The sequence below is a fragment of the Rhodovarius crocodyli genome, from assembly GCF_004005855.1.
Classification (GTDB): domain Bacteria; phylum Pseudomonadota; class Alphaproteobacteria; order Acetobacterales; family Acetobacteraceae; genus Rhodovarius; species Rhodovarius crocodyli.
Window position 1 is genome coordinate 136,995 of record NZ_SACL01000007.1, and the last position, 24,422, is coordinate 161,416.

The 24,422-nt window shown below is 71.0% G+C and carries 26 protein-coding genes; 12 read left to right on the forward strand and 14 right to left on the reverse strand.

Annotation, left to right across the window (positions count from 1 at the left end):
• Nucleotides 1–86: 86 nt before the first annotated feature.
• From EOD42_RS18660 to EOD42_RS18670, 3 genes are read right to left on the reverse strand one after another with little or no spacing between them, the layout of a single operon-like run.
• Entirely contained in the window at nt 87–806 is a 720-nt protein-coding gene (locus tag EOD42_RS18660; RefSeq protein ID WP_127789091.1) for a transporter substrate-binding domain-containing protein, read from the reverse strand.
• A gap of 4 nt (nt 807–810) precedes the next feature.
• Nucleotides 811–1,152: a fluoride efflux transporter FluC gene (locus EOD42_RS18665; protein WP_127789092.1), complete on the reverse strand. Its 342-nt coding sequence runs from the start codon at nt 1,150–1,152 to the stop codon at nt 811–813.
• Nucleotides 1,149–2,486: a replication-associated recombination protein A gene (locus EOD42_RS18670; RefSeq protein ID WP_127789093.1), complete on the reverse strand. Its 1,338-nt coding sequence runs from the start codon at nt 2,484–2,486 to the stop codon at nt 1,149–1,151. The genes EOD42_RS18665 and EOD42_RS18670 overlap by 4 nt, the downstream gene beginning before the upstream one ends.
• A gap of 28 nt (nt 2,487–2,514) precedes the next feature.
• Here EOD42_RS18670 and EOD42_RS18675 point away from each other — a divergent pair, with 28 nt between their 5' ends.
• The 4 genes from EOD42_RS18675 to EOD42_RS18690 all read left to right on the forward strand — a co-directional run bounded on the left by EOD42_RS18675 (nt 2,515) and on the right by EOD42_RS18690 (nt 7,355).
• A complete protein-coding gene (locus tag EOD42_RS18675; protein WP_164868013.1) occupies nt 2,515–3,480 on the forward strand; it encodes a Bug family tripartite tricarboxylate transporter substrate binding protein in 966 nt (321 codons plus the stop codon).
• 289 nt (nt 3,481–3,769) lie between these two features.
• Nucleotides 3,770–3,958: a 2-hydroxymuconate tautomerase gene (locus EOD42_RS18680; protein WP_127789095.1), complete on the forward strand. Its 189-nt coding sequence runs from the start codon at nt 3,770–3,772 to the stop codon at nt 3,956–3,958.
• Between the two features lie 83 nt (nt 3,959–4,041).
• Nucleotides 4,042–6,666 carry a sensor histidine kinase gene (locus tag EOD42_RS18685; protein WP_127789096.1) on the forward strand — a complete coding sequence of 875 codons (2,625 nt, stop codon included), beginning with the start codon at nt 4,042–4,044 and terminating at the stop codon, nt 6,664–6,666.
• Complete coding sequence (locus tag EOD42_RS18690) at nt 6,663–7,355, forward strand: response regulator (RefSeq protein WP_127789097.1); 693 nt, start codon at nt 6,663–6,665, stop codon at nt 7,353–7,355. The genes EOD42_RS18685 and EOD42_RS18690 overlap by 4 nt, the downstream gene beginning before the upstream one ends.
• Here EOD42_RS18690 and EOD42_RS18695 read toward each other — a convergent pair.
• A complete protein-coding gene (locus EOD42_RS18695) occupies nt 7,331–7,939 on the reverse strand; it encodes an alpha/beta hydrolase (RefSeq protein ID WP_127789098.1) in 609 nt (202 codons plus the stop codon). The genes EOD42_RS18690 and EOD42_RS18695 overlap by 25 nt on opposite strands.
• A gap of 97 nt (nt 7,940–8,036) precedes the next feature.
• Nucleotides 8,037–8,960, reverse strand: coding sequence for a ring-cleaving dioxygenase (locus tag EOD42_RS18700; protein ID WP_127789099.1), 924 nt, complete (start codon nt 8,958–8,960; stop codon nt 8,037–8,039).
• Nucleotides 8,961–9,156: 196 nt separating this feature from the next.
• Here EOD42_RS18700 and EOD42_RS18705 point away from each other — a divergent pair, with 196 nt between their 5' ends.
• From EOD42_RS18705 to EOD42_RS18715, 3 genes are all read left to right on the forward strand, one after another.
• Nucleotides 9,157–9,585, forward strand: coding sequence for a DoxX family protein (locus tag EOD42_RS18705; RefSeq protein WP_127789100.1), 429 nt, complete (start codon nt 9,157–9,159; stop codon nt 9,583–9,585).
• Nucleotides 9,586–9,653: 68 nt separating this feature from the next.
• The gene (locus EOD42_RS18710) at nt 9,654–10,541 is read left to right on the forward strand and encodes a LysR family transcriptional regulator (protein WP_127789101.1); all 888 of its coding nucleotides are present in this window, start codon (nt 9,654–9,656) and stop codon (nt 10,539–10,541) included.
• A 58-nt stretch (nt 10,542–10,599) separates the two neighbouring features.
• Nucleotides 10,600–11,661, forward strand: a complete 1,062-nt coding sequence (locus EOD42_RS18715) for an alpha/beta fold hydrolase (protein ID WP_127789102.1) — start codon at nt 10,600–10,602, stop codon at nt 11,659–11,661.
• Between the two features lie 233 nt (nt 11,662–11,894).
• On the opposite strand, the gene EOD42_RS18720 is transcribed toward EOD42_RS18715, so the two are convergent.
• The 5 genes from EOD42_RS18720 to EOD42_RS18740 all read right to left on the reverse strand — a co-directional run bounded on the left by EOD42_RS18720 (nt 11,895) and on the right by EOD42_RS18740 (nt 16,194).
• Nucleotides 11,895–12,827: a fatty acid desaturase gene (locus tag EOD42_RS18720; RefSeq protein ID WP_127789103.1), complete on the reverse strand. Its 933-nt coding sequence runs from the start codon at nt 12,825–12,827 to the stop codon at nt 11,895–11,897.
• Nucleotides 12,828–12,943: 116 nt separating this feature from the next.
• Nucleotides 12,944–14,269, reverse strand: a complete 1,326-nt coding sequence (locus EOD42_RS18725; RefSeq protein WP_127789104.1) for an LLM class flavin-dependent oxidoreductase — start codon at nt 14,267–14,269, stop codon at nt 12,944–12,946.
• Nucleotides 14,270–14,381: 112 nt separating this feature from the next.
• Nucleotides 14,382–14,588, reverse strand: a complete 207-nt coding sequence (locus EOD42_RS18730) for a hypothetical protein (RefSeq protein ID WP_127789105.1) — start codon at nt 14,586–14,588, stop codon at nt 14,382–14,384.
• On the reverse strand, nt 14,585–15,325 hold the full coding sequence (locus EOD42_RS18735) for a TMEM165/GDT1 family protein (RefSeq protein ID WP_127789106.1): 741 nt from the start codon (nt 15,323–15,325) through the stop codon (nt 14,585–14,587). The genes EOD42_RS18730 and EOD42_RS18735 overlap by 4 nt, the downstream gene beginning before the upstream one ends.
• A 14-nt stretch (nt 15,326–15,339) precedes the next feature.
• On the reverse strand, nt 15,340–16,194 hold the full coding sequence (locus tag EOD42_RS18740) for a MurR/RpiR family transcriptional regulator (protein ID WP_164868014.1): 855 nt from the start codon (nt 16,192–16,194) through the stop codon (nt 15,340–15,342).
• A 96-nt stretch (nt 16,195–16,290) separates the two neighbouring features.
• On the opposite strand from EOD42_RS18740, the gene prfA reads away from it, so the two are divergent.
• The 3 genes from prfA to EOD42_RS18755 all read left to right on the forward strand — a co-directional run bounded on the left by prfA (nt 16,291) and on the right by EOD42_RS18755 (nt 18,886).
• The gene (gene prfA / locus EOD42_RS18745) at nt 16,291–17,352 is read left to right on the forward strand and encodes a peptide chain release factor 1 (protein WP_127789108.1); all 1,062 of its coding nucleotides are present in this window, start codon (nt 16,291–16,293) and stop codon (nt 17,350–17,352) included.
• Nucleotides 17,349–18,203 (forward strand): peptide chain release factor N(5)-glutamine methyltransferase, encoded by an 855-nt coding sequence (prmC, locus tag EOD42_RS18750; protein ID WP_127789109.1) that lies wholly within the window; start codon nt 17,349–17,351, stop codon nt 18,201–18,203. Before prfA ends, prmC begins: the two co-directional genes overlap by 4 nt.
• A gap of 176 nt (nt 18,204–18,379) precedes the next feature.
• Entirely contained in the window at nt 18,380–18,886 is a 507-nt protein-coding gene (locus EOD42_RS18755) for a DUF4167 domain-containing protein (RefSeq protein WP_206020396.1), read from the forward strand.
• An 89-nt stretch (nt 18,887–18,975) separates the two neighbouring features.
• Here EOD42_RS18755 and EOD42_RS18760 read toward each other — a convergent pair whose 3' ends face one another.
• From EOD42_RS18760 to EOD42_RS18775, 4 genes are all read right to left on the reverse strand, one after another.
• Nucleotides 18,976–19,350: a hypothetical protein gene (locus tag EOD42_RS18760; protein WP_127789110.1), complete on the reverse strand. Its 375-nt coding sequence runs from the start codon at nt 19,348–19,350 to the stop codon at nt 18,976–18,978.
• Nucleotides 19,351–19,367: 17 nt separating this feature from the next.
• Nucleotides 19,368–20,801 (reverse strand): pyruvate kinase, encoded by a 1,434-nt coding sequence (gene pyk / locus EOD42_RS18765; protein WP_127789111.1) that lies wholly within the window; start codon nt 20,799–20,801, stop codon nt 19,368–19,370.
• A 3-nt stretch (nt 20,802–20,804) separates the two neighbouring features.
• Nucleotides 20,805–22,106: a glycerate kinase type-2 family protein gene (locus EOD42_RS18770; RefSeq protein WP_127789112.1), complete on the reverse strand. Its 1,302-nt coding sequence runs from the start codon at nt 22,104–22,106 to the stop codon at nt 20,805–20,807.
• A 117-nt stretch (nt 22,107–22,223) separates the two neighbouring features.
• Nucleotides 22,224–22,892, reverse strand: coding sequence for a GntR family transcriptional regulator (locus EOD42_RS18775; protein WP_164868015.1), 669 nt, complete (start codon nt 22,890–22,892; stop codon nt 22,224–22,226).
• A 36-nt stretch (nt 22,893–22,928) separates the two neighbouring features.
• On the opposite strand from EOD42_RS18775, the gene EOD42_RS18780 reads away from it, so the two are divergent.
• Both EOD42_RS18780 and EOD42_RS18785 read left to right on the forward strand, forming a co-directional pair.
• Nucleotides 22,929–23,999, forward strand: a complete 1,071-nt coding sequence (locus EOD42_RS18780) for a tartrate dehydrogenase (RefSeq protein WP_127789114.1) — start codon at nt 22,929–22,931, stop codon at nt 23,997–23,999.
• A gap of 52 nt (nt 24,000–24,051) precedes the next feature.
• Complete coding sequence (locus EOD42_RS18785) at nt 24,052–24,396, forward strand: DUF1244 domain-containing protein (RefSeq protein ID WP_127789115.1); 345 nt, start codon at nt 24,052–24,054, stop codon at nt 24,394–24,396.
• Nucleotides 24,397–24,422 lie beyond the last annotated feature (26 nt).

The following is a 24,422-nucleotide window of genomic DNA, read 5'->3' on the forward strand; positions in this document are numbered from 1 at the left end:
GAACCAAAAAACTTTTGCTGATTTGAGGTGCCCCTAAACTCGAAAAGTCTTTTTGCTTCTTTTTCTTCAGAAAAAGAAGATGAAAACTACTTCGCTACCGATAACCCTTGCACCCCATGCTTCGCGATCAGTTCCGCCACCAACCCTGACGCCTTCGCCTCCAGCACGCATTCCGCCAGGAACGCCGCCGCGGCCACATTGGCGCGCGGCGTGCCGACTGCCTGCTGCACGCTCATGAAGCGCCCTTCCAGGATGCGCGACCCGGGGATGGCCGCCGCATCGTCGATCAGGCGCGGGCGCAGCCCGGCCAGCACCTCCAGCTTGCGGTCGCGGAACATCTCGAAGGCCGCGTCGATGCTGGGGCCACGGATCAGCTCGGCGGCCTTGATGTTGCGGTCCAGCCACAGGTCATAGGCAGCGCCGCCGGCCACGGCGATGCGGTGGCCGGCCTGGTCGACCTGCGCCAGCCCGGTGATGGGCGAGCCGGGCGGCACCAGATAGGTGGCCTCGATCTCGGCATAGGCATCGGTGAAGGCAATGGTCTCGGCGCGCTGCGGCTCGGCGCCGATCAGGCCGATCGCCCACTTCCCGCTGCCGGCATCGTCGGCCAGCGCGGCGGGGCGCGGATAGGGCACCAGTTCCAGTTTTACGCCCAGCTTGCCGGCGATGAAGGCGGCCATGTCGGGGGAGACGCCTTGCGGCTCGCCGGCCGGGCCACGACCGGTGACGAGCAGGAAATTGCCCAGGTTGATGCCGGCGCGCAGCACGCCGTCAGGCGCCAGCTGCGCCAGGATCTCTTGGTTCATGGCGTTATCCCCTCACGGCGTTCCAGGTCAGGAAGAATGCCGTGAGACCGAGCCCCACGGAAGCCAGCACATAGGCCACGGCCAGGCGCGGGTCGCGTTCCCACAGCAGCCCCGTTTCCAGGCTGAAGGCCGAGAAGGTGGTGAAGCCGCCCAGCACGCCCGCCACCAGGAAGGCGCGCGGCCCGCCCGCCAGCCCCAGCCCCGCGCACAGCCCGATGCAGGCGCTGCCGGCGATGTTGATCGCCATGGTGCCCCAGGGAAAGCCCGTGGTGTTCAGCATGCTGGAAAAACCGTAGCGCAGCAGGGACCCGATGGCCCCGCCCAGCGCGGCATAGAGAGGGTTCATTCCCGTTCGCTCCGCAGCTTGTCCCAATGCTGGATACGGCGCTTCACTTCGGCCTCGTAGCCACGGCCGGTGGGGTTGTAGAAGCGTTGCCGGCCCATCGCCTCGGGGAAGTAGTCGGCGCCCGAGAAGCCTTCCTCCGTGTCGTGGTCATAGGCGTAGTCGCGGCCATAGCCGATCTGCTTCATCAGCTTGGTGGGCGCGTTCAGGATGTGCTTGGGCGGCATCAGGCTGCCCGTCTCCTTCGCCGCGCGCATGGCGGCGCCGAAGCCCTTGTAGACGGCGTTGGATTTCGGCGCGGTGGCCAGATGCACCACCAGCTGCGCCAGCGCCAGCTCGCCCTCGGGGCTGCCGAGCCGCTCATAGGTTTCCCACGCCGCGATCGACAGGGGCAGGGCGCTGGGGTCGGCCATGCCGACATCCTCGGCGGCGAAGCGGTTGAGGCGCCGGGCGATGTAGCGCGGGTCCTCGCCGCCCGTCAGCATGCGCGCGAACCAGTAGAGCGCGGCATCGGGGTCAGACCCGCGCATGGATTTGTGCAGGGCGGAGATGAGGTTGAAATGCTCCTCTCGGTCCTTGTCATACAGTGCCGCGCGCTTGGCCAGCAGCGCCTGCAGGCGCGGCACGTCCAGCGGCTTCGCGCCGGGCGGCAGGGCCAGCAGCTGCTCGGCCAGGTTCAGCAGATAGCGCCCGTCGCCATCGGCCATGGCGGTAAGGGCGGCACGTGCCTCCGTGGTCAGGGGCAGGGGGCGCTGCTCCAGATCCTCGGCGCGGGAGAGCAGGGCGTCGAGGTCCGCGGCCTCCAGCCGGTTCAGCACCAGCACCTGGCAGCGTGAGAGAAGCGCGCCGTTCAGCGCGAAGCTGGGGTTTTCCGTGGTGGCGCCCACCAGGGTCACGGTCCCATCCTCGACGAAGGGCAGGAAGCCGTCCTGCTGGGCGCGGTTGAAGCGATGCACCTCATCCACGAACAGCAGGGTGCGGCCGCGCCGGCGCGATGCTTCCTCGAAGGCTTTCTTGAGGTCGGCCACACCCGAGAACACGGCGGAAATGGCATGGAAATGCAGTCCCGCCGCCTCGGCCAGCAGGCGGGCGATGGTCGTCTTGCCCACCCCCGGCGGCCCCCACAGGATGAGGGAGGGCAGGGAGCCGCGCGCCAGCATCGCCCGCAACGACCCGTCGGGGCCGAGCAGCGATTCCTGGCCCACCACCTCATCGAGGTTGCGCGGCCGCAGCCGGTCCGCGAGGGGGCGATGCCCGCGCGAGGCAGGCTGCTGGGGGTCTGGTGCGGCGCCGAACAGGTCGTTTTCCGCGTGACGGGGCGGGGACATGGGGGCCATGATGCGCCCAAAGACTAGGGAGGAAAACATGCGTCACCCGCGCCGCGCCATGCTGGCCGCGCTGCTCTGCGCGCCGGCCGTTGCAACCGCTCAGGATTGGCCGAACCGGCCCATTCGCCTCGTCGTGTCCTTTCCGCCAGGCGGCAGCACCGATGTGCTGGGCAGGCTGGTCGCCCCGCATATCGAACGTGCGCTCGGCCAGACCGTGGTGGTCGAGAACCGGGGCGGGGCCAATGGCGCCGTGGCCTCCGCGGCCGTCGCCGGCGCCAACCCGGACGGCTATACCTTCCTGCTCGATTCAGGCGGGGCCATCACCAATGCCTTCCTGATGCGGGGGCTGGGCTTCGACTACGCCACGGCCTTCGCCCCCGTCACGCAGCTCACGCTGCTGCCTTCCGTGCTGATGGTGAAGGCGGGCAGCCCGCATGACACCCTCCAGAAGCTGGTGGCGCATCTGCGCGCCAATCCCGGCAAGGAGAGCTACGGCTCGTCGGGCATCGGCACGGGCTCGCATCTGTCGGGCGCGCTGCTGATGCGCCGCGCCGCGCTGGATGCGCAGCATGTGCCCTATCGCGGCGGCGCGCAGCAGATGGCCTCCCTGCTGGCGGGGGAGACGATGTTCACCTTCTCCACCCTCGCCGTGCCCGCGCCGCTGATCGCGGACCGCCAGGTGGTGGCCATCGCGGCCTCCAGCGCCACGCGCATCCCGGGTTTCGAGAATGTGCCGACGGTGGCCGAGAGCGGTTATCCGGGCTTCGAGATGGTGGACATGCACGGCATCTCGGCCCCCATGGGCACGCCGCACGCGGCCATCCGCCGCGTGGCGGAGGCTGCCCAGGCCGCCATGGCGGACCCGGGCCTGCGCAGCCGCTTCCAGGCGCTGGGGCTGGTGCCGCATGCCGAGGGGCCGGAGGCCTTCGCCACCTACCTCGCGACCCAGCGGGAGCGCATGGGCGCCTTCATCCGCAGCGAAGGCATCATGGCCGAGGGCTGAGGCGCCCCTTACGCATTCCTTACGCCCGGGGGCGGTAATCCGAATGGCGCCTTGTCGGCCCCCGGCGCCATCCTGTTCTCCTGAGAAATGCCACCTTCGGGACAAGGACAGATGCACCCTTTCATGCCGCTCATGATCACCGCGATCACGGGCATTCTGCTGGCCGGCTTCACCATCATGATGGCGCGCCGCGAAAGGCGGCTGCGCCGGGCCAGGCAGCGGGCCGCCGGTTGACGGCGGCTGCCGGCGGTGGCCACCCTTCGCCACCGCAAGCTGAAAGGTGATTTCCATGCCCATGATTCGCGTCGACATGTTCGCCGGCCGCACCCAGGACCAGAAGCGCGCCATCGCCAAGGCGCTGACCGAGGCCTTCTGCTCGGCCACCGGCAACAAGCCCGAGAGCGTGCAGATCATCCTGACCGATATCGAGAAGTCCGACTGGGCCACCGCCGGTGTCTTCGCCGCCGACAAGGGATGAGGCGAGGGCGCCTGCGCCCCACGGCCCCGGCGTGACCGGGGCCGCCTGGCGGGGTGGCGCCTTCGGGCGCCGCCTCCATCCGCATGGCTGAAGCGGAGCCCCCCCGCCCCGATCCCGACGCGCTGCTGGCCCTGGCGGCCAGGGAGCATCGCGGCCGCCTGAAGGTGTTCCTCGGCGCCGCCCCGGGCGTGGGCAAGACCTTCGAGATGCTGGCCGAGGCCCGCCGCCGCGCCGCCGGCGGCGACGATGTGCTGATCGGCATCGTCGAGACCCACGGCCGGGCCGAGACCATCGCCCAGATCGCGGACCTGCCCATCCTGCCCCGCGCCGCGCTGCACCACCGCGGCCAGGTGCTGGAGGAGTTCGACCTGGACGCGGCGCTGGCCCGCCGCCCCGCCATCCTGCTGCTGGACGAGCTGGCGCACAGCAACGCCCCCGGCAGCCGCCACCCCAAGCGCTGGCAGGATGTCGAGGAACTGCGCGAGGCCGGCATCGAGGTCTGGACCACGATGAACGTCCAGCACCTGGAGAGCCTGGGCGATGCGGTCGCGCGCATCACCGGCGTGCGCGTGGCCGAGACGGTGCCCGACGCCGTGCTGGCCGGCGCCGACGCGGTGGAGCTGATCGACATCCCGCCCGCCGAGCTGCTGGACCGCCTGAAGCAGGGCCGCATCTATCGGCCCGAACAGGCCCAGCGGGCGCTGCGCAGCTTCTTCCGCGAAGGCAATCTGGCCGCCCTGCGCGAAATGGCGCTGCGCCGCGTGGCGGACCGGGTGGATGCCGACATCACCGGATGGATGCGCGCCAATGCGGTCAGCGGGCCCTGGCCCTCGGGCGACCGGGTGCTGGCGTTGGTGGGGGCGGACCCGTCGGCCGAGAGCGTGGTGCGGCATGCCCGGCGCATCGCCGATGCGCTGCGCGCGCCGCTGCTGGCGCTGCATGTCGAGGGCGCGGAGCCGCCCGAGGCCGCGCTGCGCCTGGCCGAAAGCCTGGGCGCCGAGGTGGAGACCGTCGCGGCCCATGATGTGCCGGGCGCCATCCTGGCCCATGCGCGCGCGCGCAACGCCACGCATCTGGTGATGGGGCGCGGCCGGCCGGCGCTGTGGCGGCGGCTGACGGGCCGCACGCTGTCGGCCCAGATGGCGCGGCGCGCCGAGGACTTCACCCTGCACCTGGTGCCGCGCCCGACAGCCTTGCCGCGGCCGCGCCGTGCCGGGCCGCAGGCGCCGCCCTGGCTTTCCTGGGCCTCCGTGCCGCTGCTGGTGGCGCTGGCCACGCTGGTGGGGGTGGCGACCGACGGCGCGGTGCCCGAGGGGGCGCTGGGCATGGTCTATCTGGTGCCCATCGTGGCGGCGGCCGTGCTGTTCGGCCCCTGGCACGGGCTGCTCGCGGCGGGGCTCGCCTTCATCTGCTGGAACTTCCTGTTCCTTCCGCCGCGCTACACGCTGGTCATCGCGGGGCCGCAGGATGTGGTGGGGGCCGTGGTCTTTGCCCTGGTGGCGCTGCTGCTGGCGGGCACCACGGGCAGGCTCGGGCAGTCCATGCGCATCACCCGGGCCCGGGCGCGCGGCCTTCGCCGCCTGCTGGAGTTCAGCCGCCGGCTCGGCGGGCCGGGCGGGTTGCCGGAACTGCTGCCCGCCGTGGCGCAGGAGGCGGCGCGCGCCATGGAGGGCCCCGCCGTGGTCATCCTGCCGCTGCCCCCCCTGGGGCCCGAGGAAGCGCCCGAGCCCGTCATCCGCGCCGCCAACCCGGTGGACGCCCAGCCCGATGAGGGTGCGATGGCCGCCGCCCGCTGGGCGCTGCGCCACGGCAAGCCCACCGGGCGCGGCACCGACACGCTGCCCGATGTCGCCTGGCGTTTCTTGCCGATGCGGACCGCCCATGGGGTGGTGGGCCTGGTCGGCATCCAGCCCCGCGCGCCGGATGGCGAGCGCGACCGGACCCTGGCCGGCCTGCTGGACCAGGCGGCGGTGGCGATCGAGCGCGCCCAGCTGATGGAGGAGCAGGCGCGCGGCACCGCCCGCGCCGAGACCGAGCAACTGCGCAGCGCCCTGCTGACCTCGCTGGGCCATGACCTGCGCACGCCGCTGACGGCGATCCGGGGCGCCATCGAGACCCTGCGCGCCAGCCCCGCCCTGTCGGAGGCCACGCGCGACGACCTGCTTCTGGCCGCCGAGGAGGAGACGACCCGCCTCGGCCGCTACATCGCCAATATCCTGGACATGGTGCGGATCGAGAACGGGCAGGTGGTGCCGAAGCGCGAGCCCACCGACATCGCGGACGCCATCGAGGCCGCGGCGGGCCGGCTGCAACGCACCACCGGCCGCCCCATCACGCGTGAGGTCGCGGCCCTGCCGCTGGTGCCGCTGGACCCCTCCCTGCTGGACCAGGTGCTGGGCAACCTGCTGGACAATGCGCTGAAATTCTCCGGGCCGGACGGCGCCGTGCGTGCCCGCGCCTGGCGTGACGGGCACGACATCGCCATCGCCGTCGAGGATGAGGGCCCCGGCATCCCGGCCGAGGATCTGCCGCGCATCTTCGACCCCTTCCACCGGGCGTCCCGCACCGACCATATCGCCGCCGGCACCGGGCTGGGCCTGGCGATCTGCCGGGGGCTGGTGGCCGCCATGGGCGGGCGGATCACCGCTGAAAGCCCGGCCTTTCCCGGCGGGCGCGGCACCCGCATCGTCATGAGGTTTCCCGTATGACCGACCTGGCCCCACCCAAGATCCTGGTGGTGGATGATGAACCGCAGATCCATCGCTTCCTGGCCCCCGCGCTGGAGGCTGCGGGCTATGCGCCCCTGCGCGCGCTGACGGGGGCCGAGGGGCTGCGCATGGCGGCCGAGCGCGCGCCGCGCGCCGTGCTGCTGGACCTCGGCCTGCCTGACATGGACGGCAAGGCGCTGCTGCCGAAGCTGCGCGGCTTCTCCCAGGCGCCGGTCATCATCCTCTCGGCGCGTGACCGTGAGGACGAGAAGGTGGCGGCCCTGGATGCGGGCGCGGATGACTATGTGGAAAAGCCCTTCGCCCTCGCTGAACTGCTGGCCCGGCTGCGCGCGGCCCTGCGCCGGGCGACGGGCGCCGAGGCCCCGCCCGAGATCATCCGCGCAGGCCCGCTCGAGATCGACATGCCCCATCGCCGGGCCCGGGTGCATGGCGAGGCCCTGCACCTGACCCCGCGCGAATGGGACCTGCTGGCCGCCCTGGCCCGGGCGGGCCAGGACAAGGTGGTGACCCAGCGGCAGCTGCTGGTCGCCGTCTGGGGCCCCGCCCATGCCGAGGACACGCAGTATCTGCGCGTCTATATCGGCCAGCTTCGCCAGAAGCTGGGAGAGGCCGCGGGCCTGATCCGTACCGAGCCCGGGGTCGGCTACCGGTTCGGTGAGAGCGCCTGAAGCCACTTTCCGGCCAGCGCCATGTCCATGCCGCTCAGCCCATGGCCGACCGGCAGCTCATGATGCGTGACCGCGGCGCCATCGGCCTGTAGCAGCCCGGCAAGCGCCGCGCTGTTGGCCGCCGGCACGATCGGGTCCTGGCTGCCCGAGAGCAGCAGCACCGGCGTGCCGGAGAGGTCCGCCACGGGCGGCTCCGCGAAGGGCATCATCGCCCGGATCAGCGCGGCGCCGCCCAGCAGCCCCGGGTGGCGCAGCAGCAGCGCCGCCGCGATGTTGGCCCCGTTGGAGAAGCCGACCGCCACCGGCGCGGGGATGCCGTAGCGCCCCCGTGCCTCCGTCACGAAGCCTGCCAGCTCATCCGTGCGCCGGCGCAGGTCGTCCTCGTCGAAGACGCCCTCCGCCAGGCGGCGGAAGAAGCGGGGCATGCCCTGTTCCAGAACCTTCCCGCGCGGGGAGAGCAGCGCCGCCCCCGGCGCCAGCCGCCGCCCCAGCGGCAGCAGGTCATGCTCGTCGCCGCCCGTGCCGTGCAGCAGCAGCAGTGCCGGTGCATGGCCGGGCTCGAACACATGGATGAAGTCGCTCATCCTTGCCTCCTTCGAGGCGTGACCCTCCGGATCACGTCTCGCTGATGGATCGTCGTGTGATTCATGCCTGCGGTGTTTCCACCTGCGGCGATCACACTCAGCCAAGGTCAGGCAGCGCCGCCTCGATGGCCGCGCGATGGCCCTCCAGGAAGGCCGGCAGCTTCAGTGCGCCGCCCAGGCTCCCGGCCGGTTCATCCACGGCGAAGCCCGGGATGTCGGTCGCGATCTCGAACAGCACATGCCCAGGCTCCCGGAAGTACACGGAGCGGAAATAGTCCCGGTCCTTCTGCTCGGTGGTGCGCAGCCCGTGGTTGGCCAGCAGCTTGCGGGCCATCTCCATTTCCTCCGCGTCGTCGGCGGCGCGGAAGGCCAGGTGATGCACCGAGCCGCGACCGAGCCGCGCCGGCAGGAAGCCGCCCACCGCCCGCAGGTCCACCACCCCGCCGAGCGTGGTGCCCGGCACGGCGTAGCGGGTGGTGTCGCCCTCGCGGCCCGTCTCCTGGAAGCCGAACACGTCGGTCAGGATGGCGCCCGTCGCCTCGGTCTTCTCCAGCATCAGGCTGACGCTGTGGAAGCCGCGGATGGCATGTTCCACCGGAACCTCGCTGCCGGCCCAGGCGGGCTCTGCCTCGATGCCCGCAATGCCGAGCAGGGCCAGGCGCATGCCGTCCGGGTCACGGAAGGTGAGGCGGGTTTCGCCGAAGCGCGTCTCGCGCTCGACGCCCTGGTTCACCAGCCGCTGCGTCCAGTAGCCGATCGAGGCCTGGGGGATGCGGAATACCGTCTCCTGCAGCTCTCCCACGCCGGCGCGGCCGGGGGCCGCGTGTTCCCAGGGGAAGAAGGTCAGGATGGTGCCGGGGCTGCCGGCCTCGTCGCCGTAATAGAAGTGGTAGGCGCCGGGATCGTCGAAGTTCACCGTCTTCTTCACCAGGCGCAGGCCCAGGGTGCGGGTATAGAAATCGAGGTTCTGCCGCGCCTTGCCGGCGATGGCGGTGACATGATGGATGCCATGAGCGGACATGATTGCGATCTCCTGAGGCGCATCGGTGCGCCGTTGGCCATAGGAATTGTCGCAATGCCGAGGGATTTCCAGCGCAATGTTATTGCGTGAATGCAATCACGGCATTGCCGCCTTCGTCATGGTGCGGCGGCGGCCCCCTCGTCATTCTCCCGGCCAACAGATGCCCCGACGGCATCCCCGAACCGGAGATTTTCCCATGATCGATACGCGCCTTGCCCCCTATGCCCTGCTGCTGCTTCGGCTGTCGCTCGGTGTCATGTTCATCGCCCATGCCTGGCTGAAGATCGCGGTCTTCACCGTGCCGGGCTTCGCGGGCTTCATGGCCCAGGTGGGCTTCCCGCCCATCCTCGCCTGGCCGGTGGTGCTGGCCGAGCTGATCGGCGGCGTGGCCCTGGTGCTGGGCCTCTATGGCCGGCTGGTATCCGTGCTGATGCTGCCGGTGCTGGCCGGCGCGCTGCTGGTGCATGCCGGCAATGGCTGGGTGTTCAACGCGCCCAATGGCGGCTGGGAATACCCGGCCTTCCTGATGGTGGGCGCGCTGGTGCAGGCCCTGGCCGGTGACGGTGCCCTGGCCCTGCGCCGCACCCCGGTGCCGGCCGCCGGCGCCCGGCCGGCGGTGGCCTGAATCGCCCCACGCCTCTAAGCTCGGAAGGGCGGCGCTCGCGCCGCCCTTTCTGCGTTTGGGGGGACCCCGTGAAGGAACCGGCCCGCACCCTGGCCTGGGATGATTTCCGCCTGATCGCGGCCGTGGCCGAAACCCGCAACCTGCCCGCCGCCGCGGCCCGGCTGGGCATCGACCATTCCACGGTGTTTCGCCGGTTGCGCCAGGTGGAGGTCCTGCTGGGCCAGCCCTTGTTCGAGCGCCACCGCAGCGGCTACACGCTGACCCCCGCCGGGGAGGAAGTGGCCTCCCTCGCCGCCCGCGTGGATGAGGACATCACCGCCGTGACCCGCCGCCTGGCGGGTGCGGCACCCGCGCCCTCGGGCGAGGTGCGGCTGGCCACCAGCGACAGCCTGCTGGAGCTGATCATGCCCATGCTGGGGCGGTTCCGCGCGGCCAACCCTTCGATCCGGCTGGATGTCGTCACGGGCAACGCCGCCCTGAACCTGTCCCGCCGCGATGCCGATGTGGCGGTGCGCGCCACCGACAACCCGCCCGACACGCTGGTCGGCCGCCGCGTCGCGCGCATCGCCTGGGCGCTGTACGCCCCCGCCATCCGCCCCACCCCGCATGACGCGCTGGCTGAATCCGATTGGGTCTGCCTGGGCGAGAACCTGGCGGGCCTCAAGGTGGTGCGCCACGCCCGCGCCATGGTGCCGCCCGAGCGCATCGCCGGGCGCTTCGACACCGTGCTGGGCCTGGCCCGCGCCGTGGAGGCAGGCGTGGGTGTGGGGCATCTGCCCTGTTTCCTGGGCGATGCCTGGCCGGGGCTGACCCAGCTGGCGCCGCCGGTGGAGGAATATGCCTCCGACCTCTGGCTGCTGACCCACCCGGATCTGCGCCATACGCCCCGGGTGCGGGCAGTGATGGACAGCCTGGCGGCACAGATCGCGGAGAAGCGCGCCCTGATCGAGGGGTGAGCGCATTGCCGCCCGCCCCCGGCTGTGTCGAGATGCCCCACCGCAAGGAGGCAGGGACATGATAGGTGACGGCACCCCCAGGCGCGTGGCGCTGGGCACCGGCCTGGCGCTGGGCGCCGTGAAGCTGGCGCAGGCCGCGGAGTTCCCCACCCCGCGTGAGGGCAGCTTCATCGCCCGCGACTTCCGCTTCCACACCCGCGAAACCCTGCCCGAACTGCGCATTCGCTACTTCACCCTGGGCGAGCCCACCGGCCAGCCGGTGCTGATCCTGCACGGCACGGCGGGTTCCGCGCGCAACATGCTGTCCCAGGCCTTCGCCGGAGAGCTGTTCGGCCCCGGCCAGCCGCTGGATGCCCAGCGCCATTTCATCATCATCCCCGATGCGCTGGGGGCGGCCGGCTCCTCCAAGCCCTCGGACGGGCTGGGGGCGCGCTTCCCGCGCTACAACTACGCCGACATGGTGCAGGCGCAGCATCGCCTCGTGACCGAGGGGCTGGGCATCCGGCATCTGCGGCTGGTGCTGGGCAATTCCATGGGCGGCATGCACGCCTGGCTATGGGGCGTGACCTATCCGGATTTCATGGACGCGGTCGTGCCCATGGCCTCGCAGCCCACGGAGATGGCCAGTCGCAACTGGATCATGCGCCGCCTGCTGATCGAGACCATCCGCCAGGACCCCGCCTACAACAACGGGAATTACACCACACAGCCGCCCAGCATGCGGCTGGCGGATGTGATGTTCTCCGCCGCCACCAATGGCGGCACGCTGCATTACCAGCGCATCGCGCCGACGCGGGAGGCTGCGGACAAGCTGGTGGATGAACGCCTGGCCGCGCCCGCGCGCTCCGACGCCAACGACTTCATCTGGCAGTGGGATGCCTCGCGCGACTACAACCCGGCACCGCTGCTGGGCCGCATCAAGGCCCGCGTGCTGGCCATCAACGCCGCCGACGACGAACGCAACCCGCCCGAGACCGGGTTGATGCAGGCGGCCATGCAGCGGATCCCGGGCGCGCGCTACGTGCTGATCCCGGCCAGCGACCAGACCATGGGCCACGGCACCACCAACCGCGCGCGCTTCTGGCGGGATGAACTGCGGAGCTTCCTGGGGGCGGTGTGAAGCGGGGGCCTTGCCCCCGGGCCCCCACCGAGGGGCTCTGCCCCTCGGCACCCCGCCAAAGGCCGAAAGGCCTTTGGAAACCGGGAGCTGAAAGTATGGGGAAGGGGCTGCGAAGGCGCGCTGGGCCGCAGGGCGCTTTGAGCCCCTTTCCCATACTTTCAGTTAACTGATGGGTTCCAAGGGTCGTTACGACCCTTGGCGGGTGTCCAGAGGGCAGGGCCCTTTGGCGGGGGTCAGGGGGCAGCGCCCCCTGTCCGCAACAGCCCCACGAAGCGCCGGTGCCAGTTCACATAGCCCGGATGCACATGCGTCAGCCGGCCCTTCACCACCTCATGCGCCTCCGCCAGCCGGTGGAAGGGGATGAACGGGTAGAGGTGGTGTTCGGCGTGATAGGGCATGTTCCACATCAGCAGCCGCATGACCGGGTTGGTCAGCATGGTGCGGGTGTTGGTCAGCCCGTCGCGGTCGTTCGAGCACAGCGTGTGCTCGGTCAGCAGATAGCAGCGCAGCATGCACTGGCCGAACAGCTGCGGCAGCACCCAGAACAGCAGCACCGCCTGCCAGCCGAGCGTGACCCCCGCCAGCAGCGCCATGCCCAGCACGAAGGCCACCATCAGCCGCACGCTGCGGATGATGCGCGGCGCGGCATCCGGGTGGATGTAGGGATAGGCCGAGTAATCGCCGCGCAGCCCGTCCACCGCGATGCGGAAGCGTGACCGCCAGTAGGGAATGGTGGTCAGGCGCAGCAGATAGTTGCCGATGCGCGCCGGCGGCGGCTGGATGGACAGCTCGGGGTCGCGCTCCGGGTCCTGCGTGTGGCGGTGATGGGCCAGGTGATAGGACTGGTAGAAATGCCAGTTGAAGAAGGAGGGCGCGCCCGCCAGCCAGCCCACGATCGCGTTCAGGCGGCGGGTGGCGAAGGCGGTCTGGTGCATCGTCTCATGGAAGGGCGCGAACAGCGCGGCCTGCACCACGCCCAGCGCCATGATGGCGGGCGCCTTCCACCAGCCCGGCAGCACGGCCACCAGCGTGCCGGTCAGCAGCAGCAGGCCCAGGTGGATGGCCAGCTGCACCAGCCCCCGCGCATCCGAGCGTTCGGCCAGATGCATCATCGCGCCGGGCTTCGGCGCGCGGATATGGGCTTCCTCGTGGGTCAGGCCGCTCATGCCGGTCTCCTGCGGGGTGGCGGAGGCATGATGGCCGGGTGCGGGGGCGGCTGTCGACCGCGGATGGGCGCCCCGTTGCGCCCGCGGGCGGGGTTGTGCCTGCCCGCTGGGCAGGTTCAGCCCTTCACATGCCGGTTGGCCGGGCGCGGAATCCCCAGGTTCTCACGCAGGGTCGTGCCCTCGTATTCCGTGCGGAACAGGCCGCGCCGCTGCAGCTCGGGCACCACCTTGGCGATGAAATCCTCCAGGCAGCTCGGCAGCACCGGGAAGGTCAGCATGAAGCCGTCGCAGGCGCCGGCTTCGAACCAGCGCTGCATGTCGTCCGCGATGCTGGCGGGCGTGCCGCAGATCACGGCCTTGCTGCGGTTGTAGCGCATGGCCATCTCGCGCAGGGTCAGCCCCTGGCGGATCATCCCCACGATCTCGGCGAAATAGGCCTGGTGGTGGTTGGAATGGCTGGGGATGCGGCTCTCGGGCACCGGCTCGTCCAGCGGCAGGTCCGACAGGTCGGTCTCCAGGTCCTGGTTCAGGCGCATCACGCCCACATCGGGGTGCAGCAGCTGCTGCCAGCCGGCCAGCATGGCCTCGGCTTCCTCCTTTGTGTCGCCCACCACGATGGTCACGCCCGCGATGATCTTGAGCATGTCCGGCGTGCGGCCGAACTTGGCCAGCCGGCCCTTCAGATCCTTGTAGAACTCGACCGCGCCCTCGATGGTGGCCGAGGTGCCGAAGACGACCTCAGCCGTCTCGGCCGCGATTTCCTTGCCGGTGTCGGAGGCGCCGGCCTGCAGGATGACGGGGCGGCCCTGCGGCGGGCGGGCCAGGTTCAGCGCGCCATGCACCCGGAAATAGGCGCCGTCATGCGCGACCGGGTGCTGCTTCTCGGGCAGGAAGTTCTGGCAGGTCTCGTGGTCGGTCACGAAGGCGTCGTCCTCCCAGCTGTCCCACAGCTGGAAGGCGACATCCACGAATTCGCGGGCCCGGGCATAGCGGTCCGCATGGGCCGGCAGCTTGTCCAGGCCATAGTTCTTCGCCGCGTAGTCATTGGCCGAGGTGACCACGTTCCAGGCCGCGCGCCCGTTCGTCAGGTGGTCCAGCGACCCCATCTGCCGCGCCAGGTTGTAGGGCTCGAAGAAGCTGGTGGAGACGGTGCCGCCGAGGCCGATATGGCTGGTGGAACCCGCCAGCGCCGAGAGCAGGGTGATGGGCTCCAGCACGTTCATGAACACCGGCGCGCGCGACCAGGCGCGCAGGTTGTCGGTGCGCGCCGCCGGGGTGTCGGCGATGAAGAACAGGTCGAGCTTCCCGTCCTCCGCGATGCGCGCGATCTTCTTGTACCACTCGATGTTGGTGCCGGCGTCATCCTGCGCCCCGGGCGCGAGCCAGGAGGCCAGGTGATTGCCGTTGGGCTGGACGAGCGTGGCGAGGACGAGATGCGGCATGGACGGCTCCGATCGGCGCTGGGTCCATCAAAGCAGCTTCACCTGACCTGTCATATCCGGGGCGAGGCAAGTTTCTGCGGGTCTTGCGCATCGCCTGCCCAAAGCGGCGGCATCAGCGCCGCCGGCGCGCCGCCATCACCACATTGCCCAGCAGCACCCCCAGGCATCCGGCCAGCAGCACGGCGCCGGCCAATGCCGCGCCGGTGGCGGCGGCCAGCACGCCTGCCGCCACGCAGCACAGCAGCAGGGCCAGGGCCAGGCGCCCGTCATCGACGAAGAGGCCCCAGACCTCGCCGAGTATCGCGCGAATGATCCTCATGCCCGTGCCTCCCGCCCGGCCATCCGGGTTCCGAGCAGCGCCACGGCCAACACGGCGGCCCCGATGACCGGCAGCGCCAGGTCATGGCCCGGCCAGTCGATGCCCAGCCCCTCGCCGGTCCAGAAGATGCCGAAGGCCGAGATCAGCACGCCCACGATGAATTTCAGCGTATTCTCCGGCACCCGGGCCAAGGGCTTGTGGACGGCGACCGCCAGCATGGCCACCAGCACCGCCGCGGCCAGCGCCCCCATGGCGGCCGGGCCGATCAGGGCAGGGCTGCCGGCGGCCACCGCCAGCACCAGGAAGGCGACCTCCACCCCCTCCAGCAACACGGCCTTGAAGGCGGTGACGAAGGCCACGGGGTCCATGCCCCAGCGTTCCCCGGCGCGGGCCAGGCGCAGGTTGGCGGCCTCGCTGCGGAAGATCGCTTCCTCGTCATGCAGGGGGATGATGCCGGCGCCCCGCAGCATGGCCTTGCGCAGCCAGCGCATGCCGAACAGCAGCAGCAGCAGGCCCACGAACAGCTGCAGCGCCTGCTCCGGCAGACGCGCCAGGGCGGGGCCCAGCAGCAGCACCAGCGCCGCCAGCGCCAGCAGTCCGGCGGCAAGCCCGGCCAGCGCCGGGCGCCAGCCGCGCACGAGGCCCACGGCCAGCAGGATGGTCGCGGCCTCCACGCATTCCACCAGGGAAGCGAGGAAGGCCGCCGAGACGGTAGGCGCGAGTTCGAGCCAGCTCATGGGGTGTCTCCGGTTCAGCCGATGTCGCGCCGGGCCCCGGCAAGGCCCGCGCGCAGCGCGTTGAGGTGGTCGAGCGTGCCCAGGGCGCGTGGCCCGTCCAGCGCGGCCAGCCCCAGCACCAGCGCCTCCAGCGCCACCAGCGTCGCGCCGTGCAGCGCCACGCGATGCGCCTGGCCGCGCTGCACGGGCAGCACGACCTCCGCCTGGCGCGCCAGGGAACGGTCCAGGCTGTCCGTCACCAGCACCAGCGGCAGGGCCAGCCGGCGCGTTTCGGCAAAGACGGTCGCGACCTCCCGGTAGGGCTGGCCATAGGCCATGACGAGCAGCGCGTCGCCCGGCGCCAGGTCCAGCAGCTGGTCGGCCAGGGCCGTGCCCGCGGCATCCAGCGCGCGGGCGGCGCGGCCGGCGCGTGCCAGCAGCAGCGCGGCATAATGCGCAAGGGGCGCCGAGGGGCCGATTCCGAAGACCAGCACGCGGCGGGCGGGGTGCAGGGTGGCCACCGCATCGCGCAGGGCGGCCCGGACCTCGGGCGAGCCCAGGGCCTCCACGGCCTCTCGCTGGGTGTCGAGTGCCAGGTCCATGGCGCTGCCGGCTTCCTCGCCGGCCTCGGCCAGGGTTTCGCGCAGGGCCTGGGCCGGGCTGCCGGCGGCCATCTCGCCGGCCATGGCGCGCTTCAGCTCCGGCAGGCCGGAAAAGCCCAGCGCCTGCACGCTGCGCACCACCGTGGCGTCGGAAGTGCCGATGCGCGCGGCCAGCTCGGCGGCGGAACTGGCCAATGCCAGGGCCGGGTTGTCCAGGATGAAGCGCGCCACCCGCCGGGCGGTGGGGGAGAGATTGGCGGTGGCGTCACGCAGGCGATCGAGGCTCATGACTGTGGTGTATGCTACTAAAAAACTGGAAATGCAATAAACACTACAAACTGCCCCATTGACCCGGCCCCGGGCCGCTGGCATCCGCGCCGGATCATGACCAGCGCCGGCCTCCTTGCCCGTCTCGACCAGATCACCCGCCGTTCAGAGGAGCTTCGCGCCCAGCTGGAAACCGCGCCGGGGGGCAGTATCGCCGCCATCTCCAAGGAGCTGAGTGCGCTGGACCCGGTGGTGGAGCGCATCCAGGCCTGGCGCGAGGCGACCCGCGCCCGCGATGACGCCGCCGCCATGCTGGCCGACCCCGAGATGAAGGAGCTGGCCGAGGCCGAGCTGGCCGAGCTGGATGCCGGCCTGCCGGGGCTGGAGCGCGAGATGCGCCTGGCGCTGCTGCCCAAGGACGCGGCGGATGAGCGCAGCGCCATCCTGGAAATCCGCCCCGCCGCCGGCGGCGACGAGGCCGGCATCTTCGCGGGTGAGCTGTTCAACGCCTATCAGCGCTACGCGGCCAACCGGGGCTGGCGCTTCTCCGTGCTCGACTATGACGAGAACGAGGTGGGCGGCGTGAAGGGCGCCACCGCCGAGATCGAGGGCACGGGCGTGTTCGCGCGGCTGAAGTTCGAATCGGGCGTGCACCGGGTGCAGCGCGTGCCGGCCACCGAGACCCAGGGCCGCATCCATACCTCCACCGTCACGGTCGCCATCATGCCTGAGGCCGAGGAGGTGGACGTGCAGATCAACGACAGCGACCTGCGCATCGACACCTATCGCGCCAGCGGCGCCGGTGGCCAGCACGTGAACAAGACGGACAGCGCCGTGCGCATCACCCACATCCCCACCGGCACGGTGGTCGCGATGCAGGAGGAAAAGTCCCAGCACAAGAACAAGGCCAAGGCCATGAAGGTGCTGCGCGCCCGCATCTATGAGGCGCAGCGCCAGTCCCTGGCCAATGCGCGCGCCGCCGACCGGCGCGGCCAGGTCGGCACCGGCGACCGCAGCGAGCGCATCCGCACCTACAACTTCCCGCAAGGCCGCGTGACGGACCACCGCATCGGCCTGACCCTGCACAAGATCGACCGCATCATGCTGGGCGAGATGGACGACATCTTCGACGCGCTGATCGCCGAGGACGAGGCGGCCCGTCTGGCGGCCGAGGAATGAGCGCCTGCGAGCCGGGTGAGAGCGTCGGCGCCTGGCTGTGCCAGGCCGGCCAGCTGCTGCGCGCGGCCGCCATCGAGAACCCCCGCCTGGAAGCGCGCTGGATGCTGGCCGAGGCCATGGCGACCACGGCCGAGGTGCTGCTGCGCGAGCCGCGCGCGCCCGTGGCCCCCGAGGCCTCCGCGCGCTTCACCGCCATGCTGGCGCGGCGGGCACGGCGGGAACCCTTGGCCTATATCCTGGGCCATGCGGGGTTTTGGGGGCTGGATTTCGAGGTCTCCCCCGCCACGCTGATCCCGCGCCCGGATTCGGAAACCATCGTGGAGGCCGCGCTGGCGCACAGGCCCGGCGCCGGCCGCGTGCTGGACCTGGGCACCGGCACCGGCTGCCTGCTGCTGGCGGTGCTGTCCGAGATACCCGACGCCTGGGGCGTGGGCCTCGACCTGCGGCCGGGCGCGGCGGCGCTGGCGGCGCGCAATGCAGCCCGACTCGGCATGGCCGGGCGCAGCGCCTTCCTGGCCGGGGAATGGGCCGAGGCGCTGACCGGCCGGTTCGACCTGATCCTGTCCAACCCGCCCTATATCGAGGCCGCCGTGATCCCGGAGCTGATGCCCGAGGTCGCGGGCCATGAACCGGGCAGCGCGCTGGACGGCGGTGCGGACGGACTCGACGCCTATCGCGCGCTGGCGCCGCAGATCGCGCGGCTGCTGGCCCCCGGTGGTGTGGCCGTGCTGGAGCTGGGGCAGGGCCAGGGGCCCGATGTCTCGGCCCTGATGGCGGGGCAGGGGCTTGAAACCCGCGAGATCCGGCCCGATCTGGGTGAAATACCCCGTGCATTGGTGATTTCGCGATGAAGGACGCTTGCGTTCCGGCGCGCGGCACGCCAAACAAGGGGTGAAGCGCAAGCGCCCCCGGAGTTCGCTAGGGTGGTGCGGCGCGATTCCCCGGCTCCGACATTAGTCTCCCTGAGGTTCTTCCTCCGGGAATGAAGGGCGAGAGCCGCTCCTGATACGGAAGCACAGCGCAAACTATGAACATGAAACGTATGCGTGGTCGCGGCGGCGGTGGCGGCGGGTTCCGCCAGGGCGGAGGCGGCGGCGGCTTTCAGCGCCACCAGGGTGGCGGCGGCAGCAGCGGCAACGGCCAGCCCCCCATGAACCGCAACCACGTGTTCGACAGCAGCGGCCCCGATGTCCGCCTGCGTGGCACGGCCCAGCAGCTGTTCGAGAAGTATCTCCAGCTCGGCCGTGACGCGACCGGCGGCGGCGACCGCGTGACGGCCGAGGCCTATTTCCAGCATGCGGAACATTATTTCCGCATCATGGGTGCCATGAACGCCGCCCAGGCCGCCCAGCAGGCCCAGCAGCAGCAGCGCCGCCATGAGCGTGACGAGGCCGCCGAGCCCGGCGAGCCGACCGGCGAAGCCGAGACCATCCCCGCCCCCCGCCCGGTCGAGAACGAGAACCTGGCCGCCGATCTGGAGGCCGAGCTGGCCGCCGAGATCCGCGAGGAGAAGCGCGGCGAGACCGCGGCCTGAAACAGGCTGCTTCCCATGAAAAAGGCGCCGACCCCCGGCAGGGGCGGCGCCTTTTTGCTGCCTGACGGCTTGGCCGCCTGACGGGCCGCTCAGTGCGGCTTGATCGTTTCCGTACCGATCGCCTGGCTGCCCACCACCGTCCAGGTGCCGCTCATCTCGCCGTCGGGCTTCAGCTCATACATGCCCATGGCCGTCTGTTCGCCCAGCTGGAACACCACCGCGAACATCAGCCCGCTGATCATGCCCACGCCTTCGATGTTGTTGCCCGCCACCGTCCAGGTGAGGCGGAACGTCGTGGCGCCCACCTGGGTCAGCACCAGGCTGCCCTGGTACTCGCTGCCGTCGGGGTTGGTGCCCCGGACGTCATAGACGCCGCTGCGCTGGGCAGCGGCAGGGGAGATACCCAGCCCGGCCAGCGGCAGGGCGAGAAGGGCGGCGACGAGCAGGGCGCGGAGGCGGTTCATGGCGTTCTTTTACCCGATCATTTGACCGTCGCCACCCTCAGCGCGTTGGTGTTGCCCGGCGTGCCGAAGGGAACGCCCGCCGTCACCACGATCTCCTCGCCGAACTTGGCGAAGCCTTCCAGCCGCGCGGCGGCCGTCGCGCGGCGCACCATCTCGGTCATGGAGTGGATTTCCTCCATCACCGCCGGGTGCACGCCCCAGACGCAGGCCATGCGGCGGGCCGTCTGCAGGGAGGTGGACAGGCCCAGGATCGGGCAATCCGGCCGTTCGCGCGCGACCCGCAGCGTGGTGCTGCCGGAATTGCTGAAGGTGACGATGGCCTGGGCCTCGATGGTGTGGGCCACCTGGCGGGCGGCGGCGGCGATGGCGCCGGCGCTGCTGCGCTCCGTCTCGGGGCGGGAATTGTCGGTCAGCTGGCGCCAGCCGCCGTCCTGTTCCACCCGCGTCACGATCCGGCTCATGATCTCCACGGCTTCCAGCGGGTACTGGCCGGCAGCCGTCTCGGCCGAGAGCATCACGCAATCGGCACCGTCGAACACGGCGGTCGCGACGTCCGAGGCCTCGGCCCGGGTGGGGGCGGGGGCGGTGATCATGCTCTCCAGCATCTGGGTGGCGACCACCACGGGCTTGCCCAGCTGGCGGGCGGTGCGGACGATGCGTTTCTGCACCAGCGGCACTTCCTCGGTGGGCAGCTCCACGCCCAGGTCGCCACGGGCCACCATCACGCAGTCGGTCAGCGCCAGGATGCCGTCCAGGTTCTCGATCGCCTGGGGCTTTTCCATCTTCACCATGATCTGGGCGCGGCCGGCCGCGATCTCCTTCGCCTCGGCCACGTCCTCGGGCCGCTGCACGAAGGACAGGCCGATATATTCGATGCCCAGCGGCAGGATGAAGTCGAGGTCGGCGCGGTCCTTGGCCGTCAGCGCCGGGATGGGCAGGGCAACATCCGGCACGTTCACGCCCTTGCGGTCCGACAGGGGGCCGCCGGTGATCACCTCGGTCTCGATGTGGTCGTTCTCGACCGCGCGCAGCACGCGCAGGCGCAGCTTGCCGTCATCCAGCAGCAGGTTGGTGCCGATGCGGGCCGCGTTGATGATCTCGGGGTGCGGCAGCTGCACGCGCGCGGCATCGCCCGGGGTGGGGTTCAGGTCCAGGCGGAAGCGGCTGCCGGGCGTCAGCGTCACGCGGCCGGCGGCGAACTTGCCGACCCGCAGCTTGGGCCCCTGCACATCGGCCAGCACGCCGATGGGCCGGCCGAGTTTCTTCTCCACCTCACGGATGGTGGCGAGCCTTGCCGCGTGGTCCTCGTGGCTGCCATGGCTGAAGTTCAGCCGGAACACATCGGCGCCCGCGCGGTACAGCTTCTCGATCATCTCGGGCGTCGAGCTGGCGGGCCCGAGCGTCGCGATGATCTTGGTGCGGCGGTAGCGGCGAAGCGGGATGCGCGACATGGCTTACTCCTGTTGGCCGGCGACGATGATGGCCCTGACGTCGTTCACATTCGTCAGGGTGGGGCCGGTCTTCATCAACGTGTTCGCCGCGGCGAACACGTCATAGCTGCGATGGGCGGCCAGGGCCGCGCGGCAGTCCATGCCGCAGTCGGCCAGCGTGCCTGGCAGGCAGAGGGCGCCCGCCGCGTCGCTGCGGCCGTCGATGCCGTCCGTGTCGGCGCACATGGCCCAGATGCCGGGGCGGCCGTTCAGCGCCAGCGCCATGCCCAGCAGGCATTCGGTGCCGCGCCCGCCGCGCCCATCGGTGCCGGGCTGGATGGTCACGGTGGTCTCGCCGCCCGAGAGGATCACGGCGGGCCCCCGCACCGGCACGCCGTGGGTGGCGGCCGAGATCGCGATACCGGCGAGCGCGGTGCCGAGCTGGCGGGCCTCGCCCTCCAGCGCATCGCCCAGGATGATGGGTGTGAGGCCGAGGGCAGGGGCCGCATCGGCCATCGCGCGCAGCGCCATCATGGGTGTGGCGATCATGCGGTATTCGGCGCGCGCCAGGCGCGGGTCGCCGGGCTTGATGCTTTCCTCGGCGCCGGCTGCCAGATGCGCGGTGACGGCGGGCGGCAGGTTCATGCCGTAATGCGCCACCAGCGCCCTCGCCTCGGCGAAGCTGGTCGGGTCCGGCACGGTGGGGCCGGAGGCGATGACGCCCGGGTCATCGCCCGGCACGTCGGAGATCGCGAGGGTGACGACCCGCGCGGGGTGCGCCGCCGCCGCCAGCCGCCCGCCCGAGAAGGCCGAGAGATGCTTGCGGATGCAGTTCATCTCATGGATGGGCGCGCCGCTGCGCAGCAGTTCCCGGTTCACCGCGATCAATTCATCGAGGGTGAGACCCGGGGCGGGCAGGGTGGAGAGCGAGGAGCCCCCGCCCGAGATCAGCGCCAGCACCAGATCCTGTTCGCCCAGCCCCCGGACCTGTTCCAGCATTTCCGCCGCCGCCGCTGCACCCGGCGCGTCAGGCGTGGGGTGGTTCGCCTGGCGCACGGCGATGCGCCGGTTCGCGGGGGCGTCGGCCACATCCGCGCCGTGGGTCGTGACGACCACGCCCGAGAGGGGCAGGTGGGCCCAGGCCTTTTCGACCGCCAGCGCCATCTTGGCCGCGGCCTTGCCGGCGCCGACCACGACGATGCGCCCCTGGGCGGGCGGTTCCGGCAGGAAGGAAGGCAGGCAGGACAGCGGGTCCGCGGCTGACAGGGCGGCCTGCCACAGACTTGCCAGCGCCTGGCGCGCGCGATCGTCGGTCCAGCCGTTCATGCGTTCTCCTGCCCTTTCAATGTAGCGAGGCGGGGGCTGTCAGCCCATCCCTTGCCGGAAAAAATCGGTTCTTGTATGGAACCATGCATGCAAGTTTCGGCGAGCGCCACCGGCCGGTCACGGCAACAGCGGCAGCATCTCCCTCAGCGCGCGGGCGCGATGGGCGCTGACGCTGTGGCGCGCCGCCTCCGCGTCCGCACTCTCCAGCGCGCCGATGATGGCCCAGTGCTCGGCGGTCGAGGCCGCGAGGTTGCCGCGCCCGCCGATGGTCAGCATCCGCGCCCGCGCCGCATGGTCCAGCGCGTTCGCGGCGCTCGCCGCCAGCCGGGCATTGCCGCAGGCCTCAAGGATCAGCCGGTGGAAGGCGTCGTCGGCCACGGCCCAGTCCTGGCGCCTGCCATCGGCGATGGCCTGCTCCATCTCGGCGGTCAGCGCGCGCAGTTCCGCCAGCACGCCCTCGGCGCGGCGGCGGGAGAGGCGGGCGGCGGCCGCCGCCTCCAGCGCCACCAGCACCTCATACACATCGGACACGTCGTTGCGCGACAGCGGCACCACCAGCACGCCGCGCTTGGACAGCACGCGCAGCAGCCCCTCGGCCTGCAGGCGCAGCACGGCCTCATGCACGGGGGTGCGGCTCATGGCCAGGCGCGCGGCAAGCTCCGGCTCGCTCAGCGTGGTGCCGGGCGGCAGGCTGCCGTCCAGGATCTCGCGCTTCAGCGCCGCATAGGCCGCCGCACCCAGACTTTCCTTCGGCTTCTCGCCCTCAGGGCCCGAGGCCGTGTGCATCGTTCCATCCATCCTTCCATGTAACAGGAGCACCCCATGCGCCGCTATCGCATTGCCGCCATTGCCGGCGACGGAATTGGCCAGGAAGTCATCCCCGCCGGCCTCGATGTGCTGCGCGCCATCGCGGATCGTCAGGGTTTCGCCCTGGATGTCGAGGAATTCCCCTGGGGCAGCGACTATTACCGCGCCAACGGGAAAATGATGCCGGAGGACGGGCTGGAGACGCTGAAGCCCTTCGACTCCATCTTCTTCGGCGCCGTCGGCGACGCCCATCTGCCCGACGACATCACCCTGTGGGGCCTGCGGCTCAAGATCTGCCAGGGCTTCGACCAATACGCCAACATCCGCCCCACCCGCGTGCTGCCGGGCCTGACCAGCCCGCTGCGTGCCGTGGAGCCGGGCGACATCGACTGGGTGATCGTGCGTGAGAACTCCGAGGGCGAATATGCCGGCCATGGCGGGCGCGCCCATCGCGGCCATCCCGAGGAAGTGGCGACCGAGACCGCCATCTTCACCCGCGCCGGCGTCACCCGGATCATGCGCACCGCCTTCCGCATCGCGCAGTCCCGACCGCGCAAGCTGCTGACCGTCGTCACCAAGTCCAACGCGCAGAAGCACGGCATGGTGTTCTGGGACGAGATCGCGGCCGAGGTCGCCCGCGAATTCCCCGACGTGACCTGGGAGAAGGAGCTGGTGGACGCCATGGCCGCCCGCATGGTGCGCAAGCCGGGCAGCATCGACACCGTCGTCGCCACCAACCTGCACGCCGACATCCTGTCGGACCTGGCGGGTGCCGTCGCCGGGTCCCTGGGTGTGGCGCCCACCGCCAACCTGGAGCCCGACCGCCGCTTCCCCTCGATGTTCGAGCCCATCCACGGAAGCGCCTTCGACATCGCGGGCAAGGGCGTGGCCAACCCGGTCGCGACCTTCTGGACGGCCGCGATGATGCTGGAACATCTGGGTGAGCCTGCCGCCGCCGCATCCCTGATGGTGGCGGTGGAGCAGGTCTGCGCCTCCGGCATCATGACGGCCGATGTGGGCGGCACCGCCAACACCGCCGAGGTGACGGCCGCCGTCGTCGCCGCCATCAGGGGCGCCAACGCTTGATAGCCGCGGCGGCGCACCCCATACCGAGGGCAGGACAGACGGAGGCCACACCATGCCCGCACCCCAGCCCCAGGCGGACCTGACCCTCGGCGCCGCCGCCGAGCTTTCCCCGGAACAGCGCGACCGCATCGAGGCGGCCGCCTTCCGCAAGCTGGTGCAGCACCTGCGCGACAACGAGGTGCAGAACATCGAGCTGATGAACCTGGCGGATTTCTGCCGGAACTGCATGAGCCGCTGGTACCAGGAAGCCGCGGCCGATGAGGGTGTGGCGCTGGAAACGCCGGCGGCACGCGAAGTGATCTACGGCATGCCCTATAAGGAATGGCAGGCCGCGCATCAGAAGGAAGCGACCCCGGAGCAGAAGGCGGCCTTCGCGGCTAAGAATCCGGGGCATTGAGGAAGGGGGGGGCGTTGCCCCCGGCC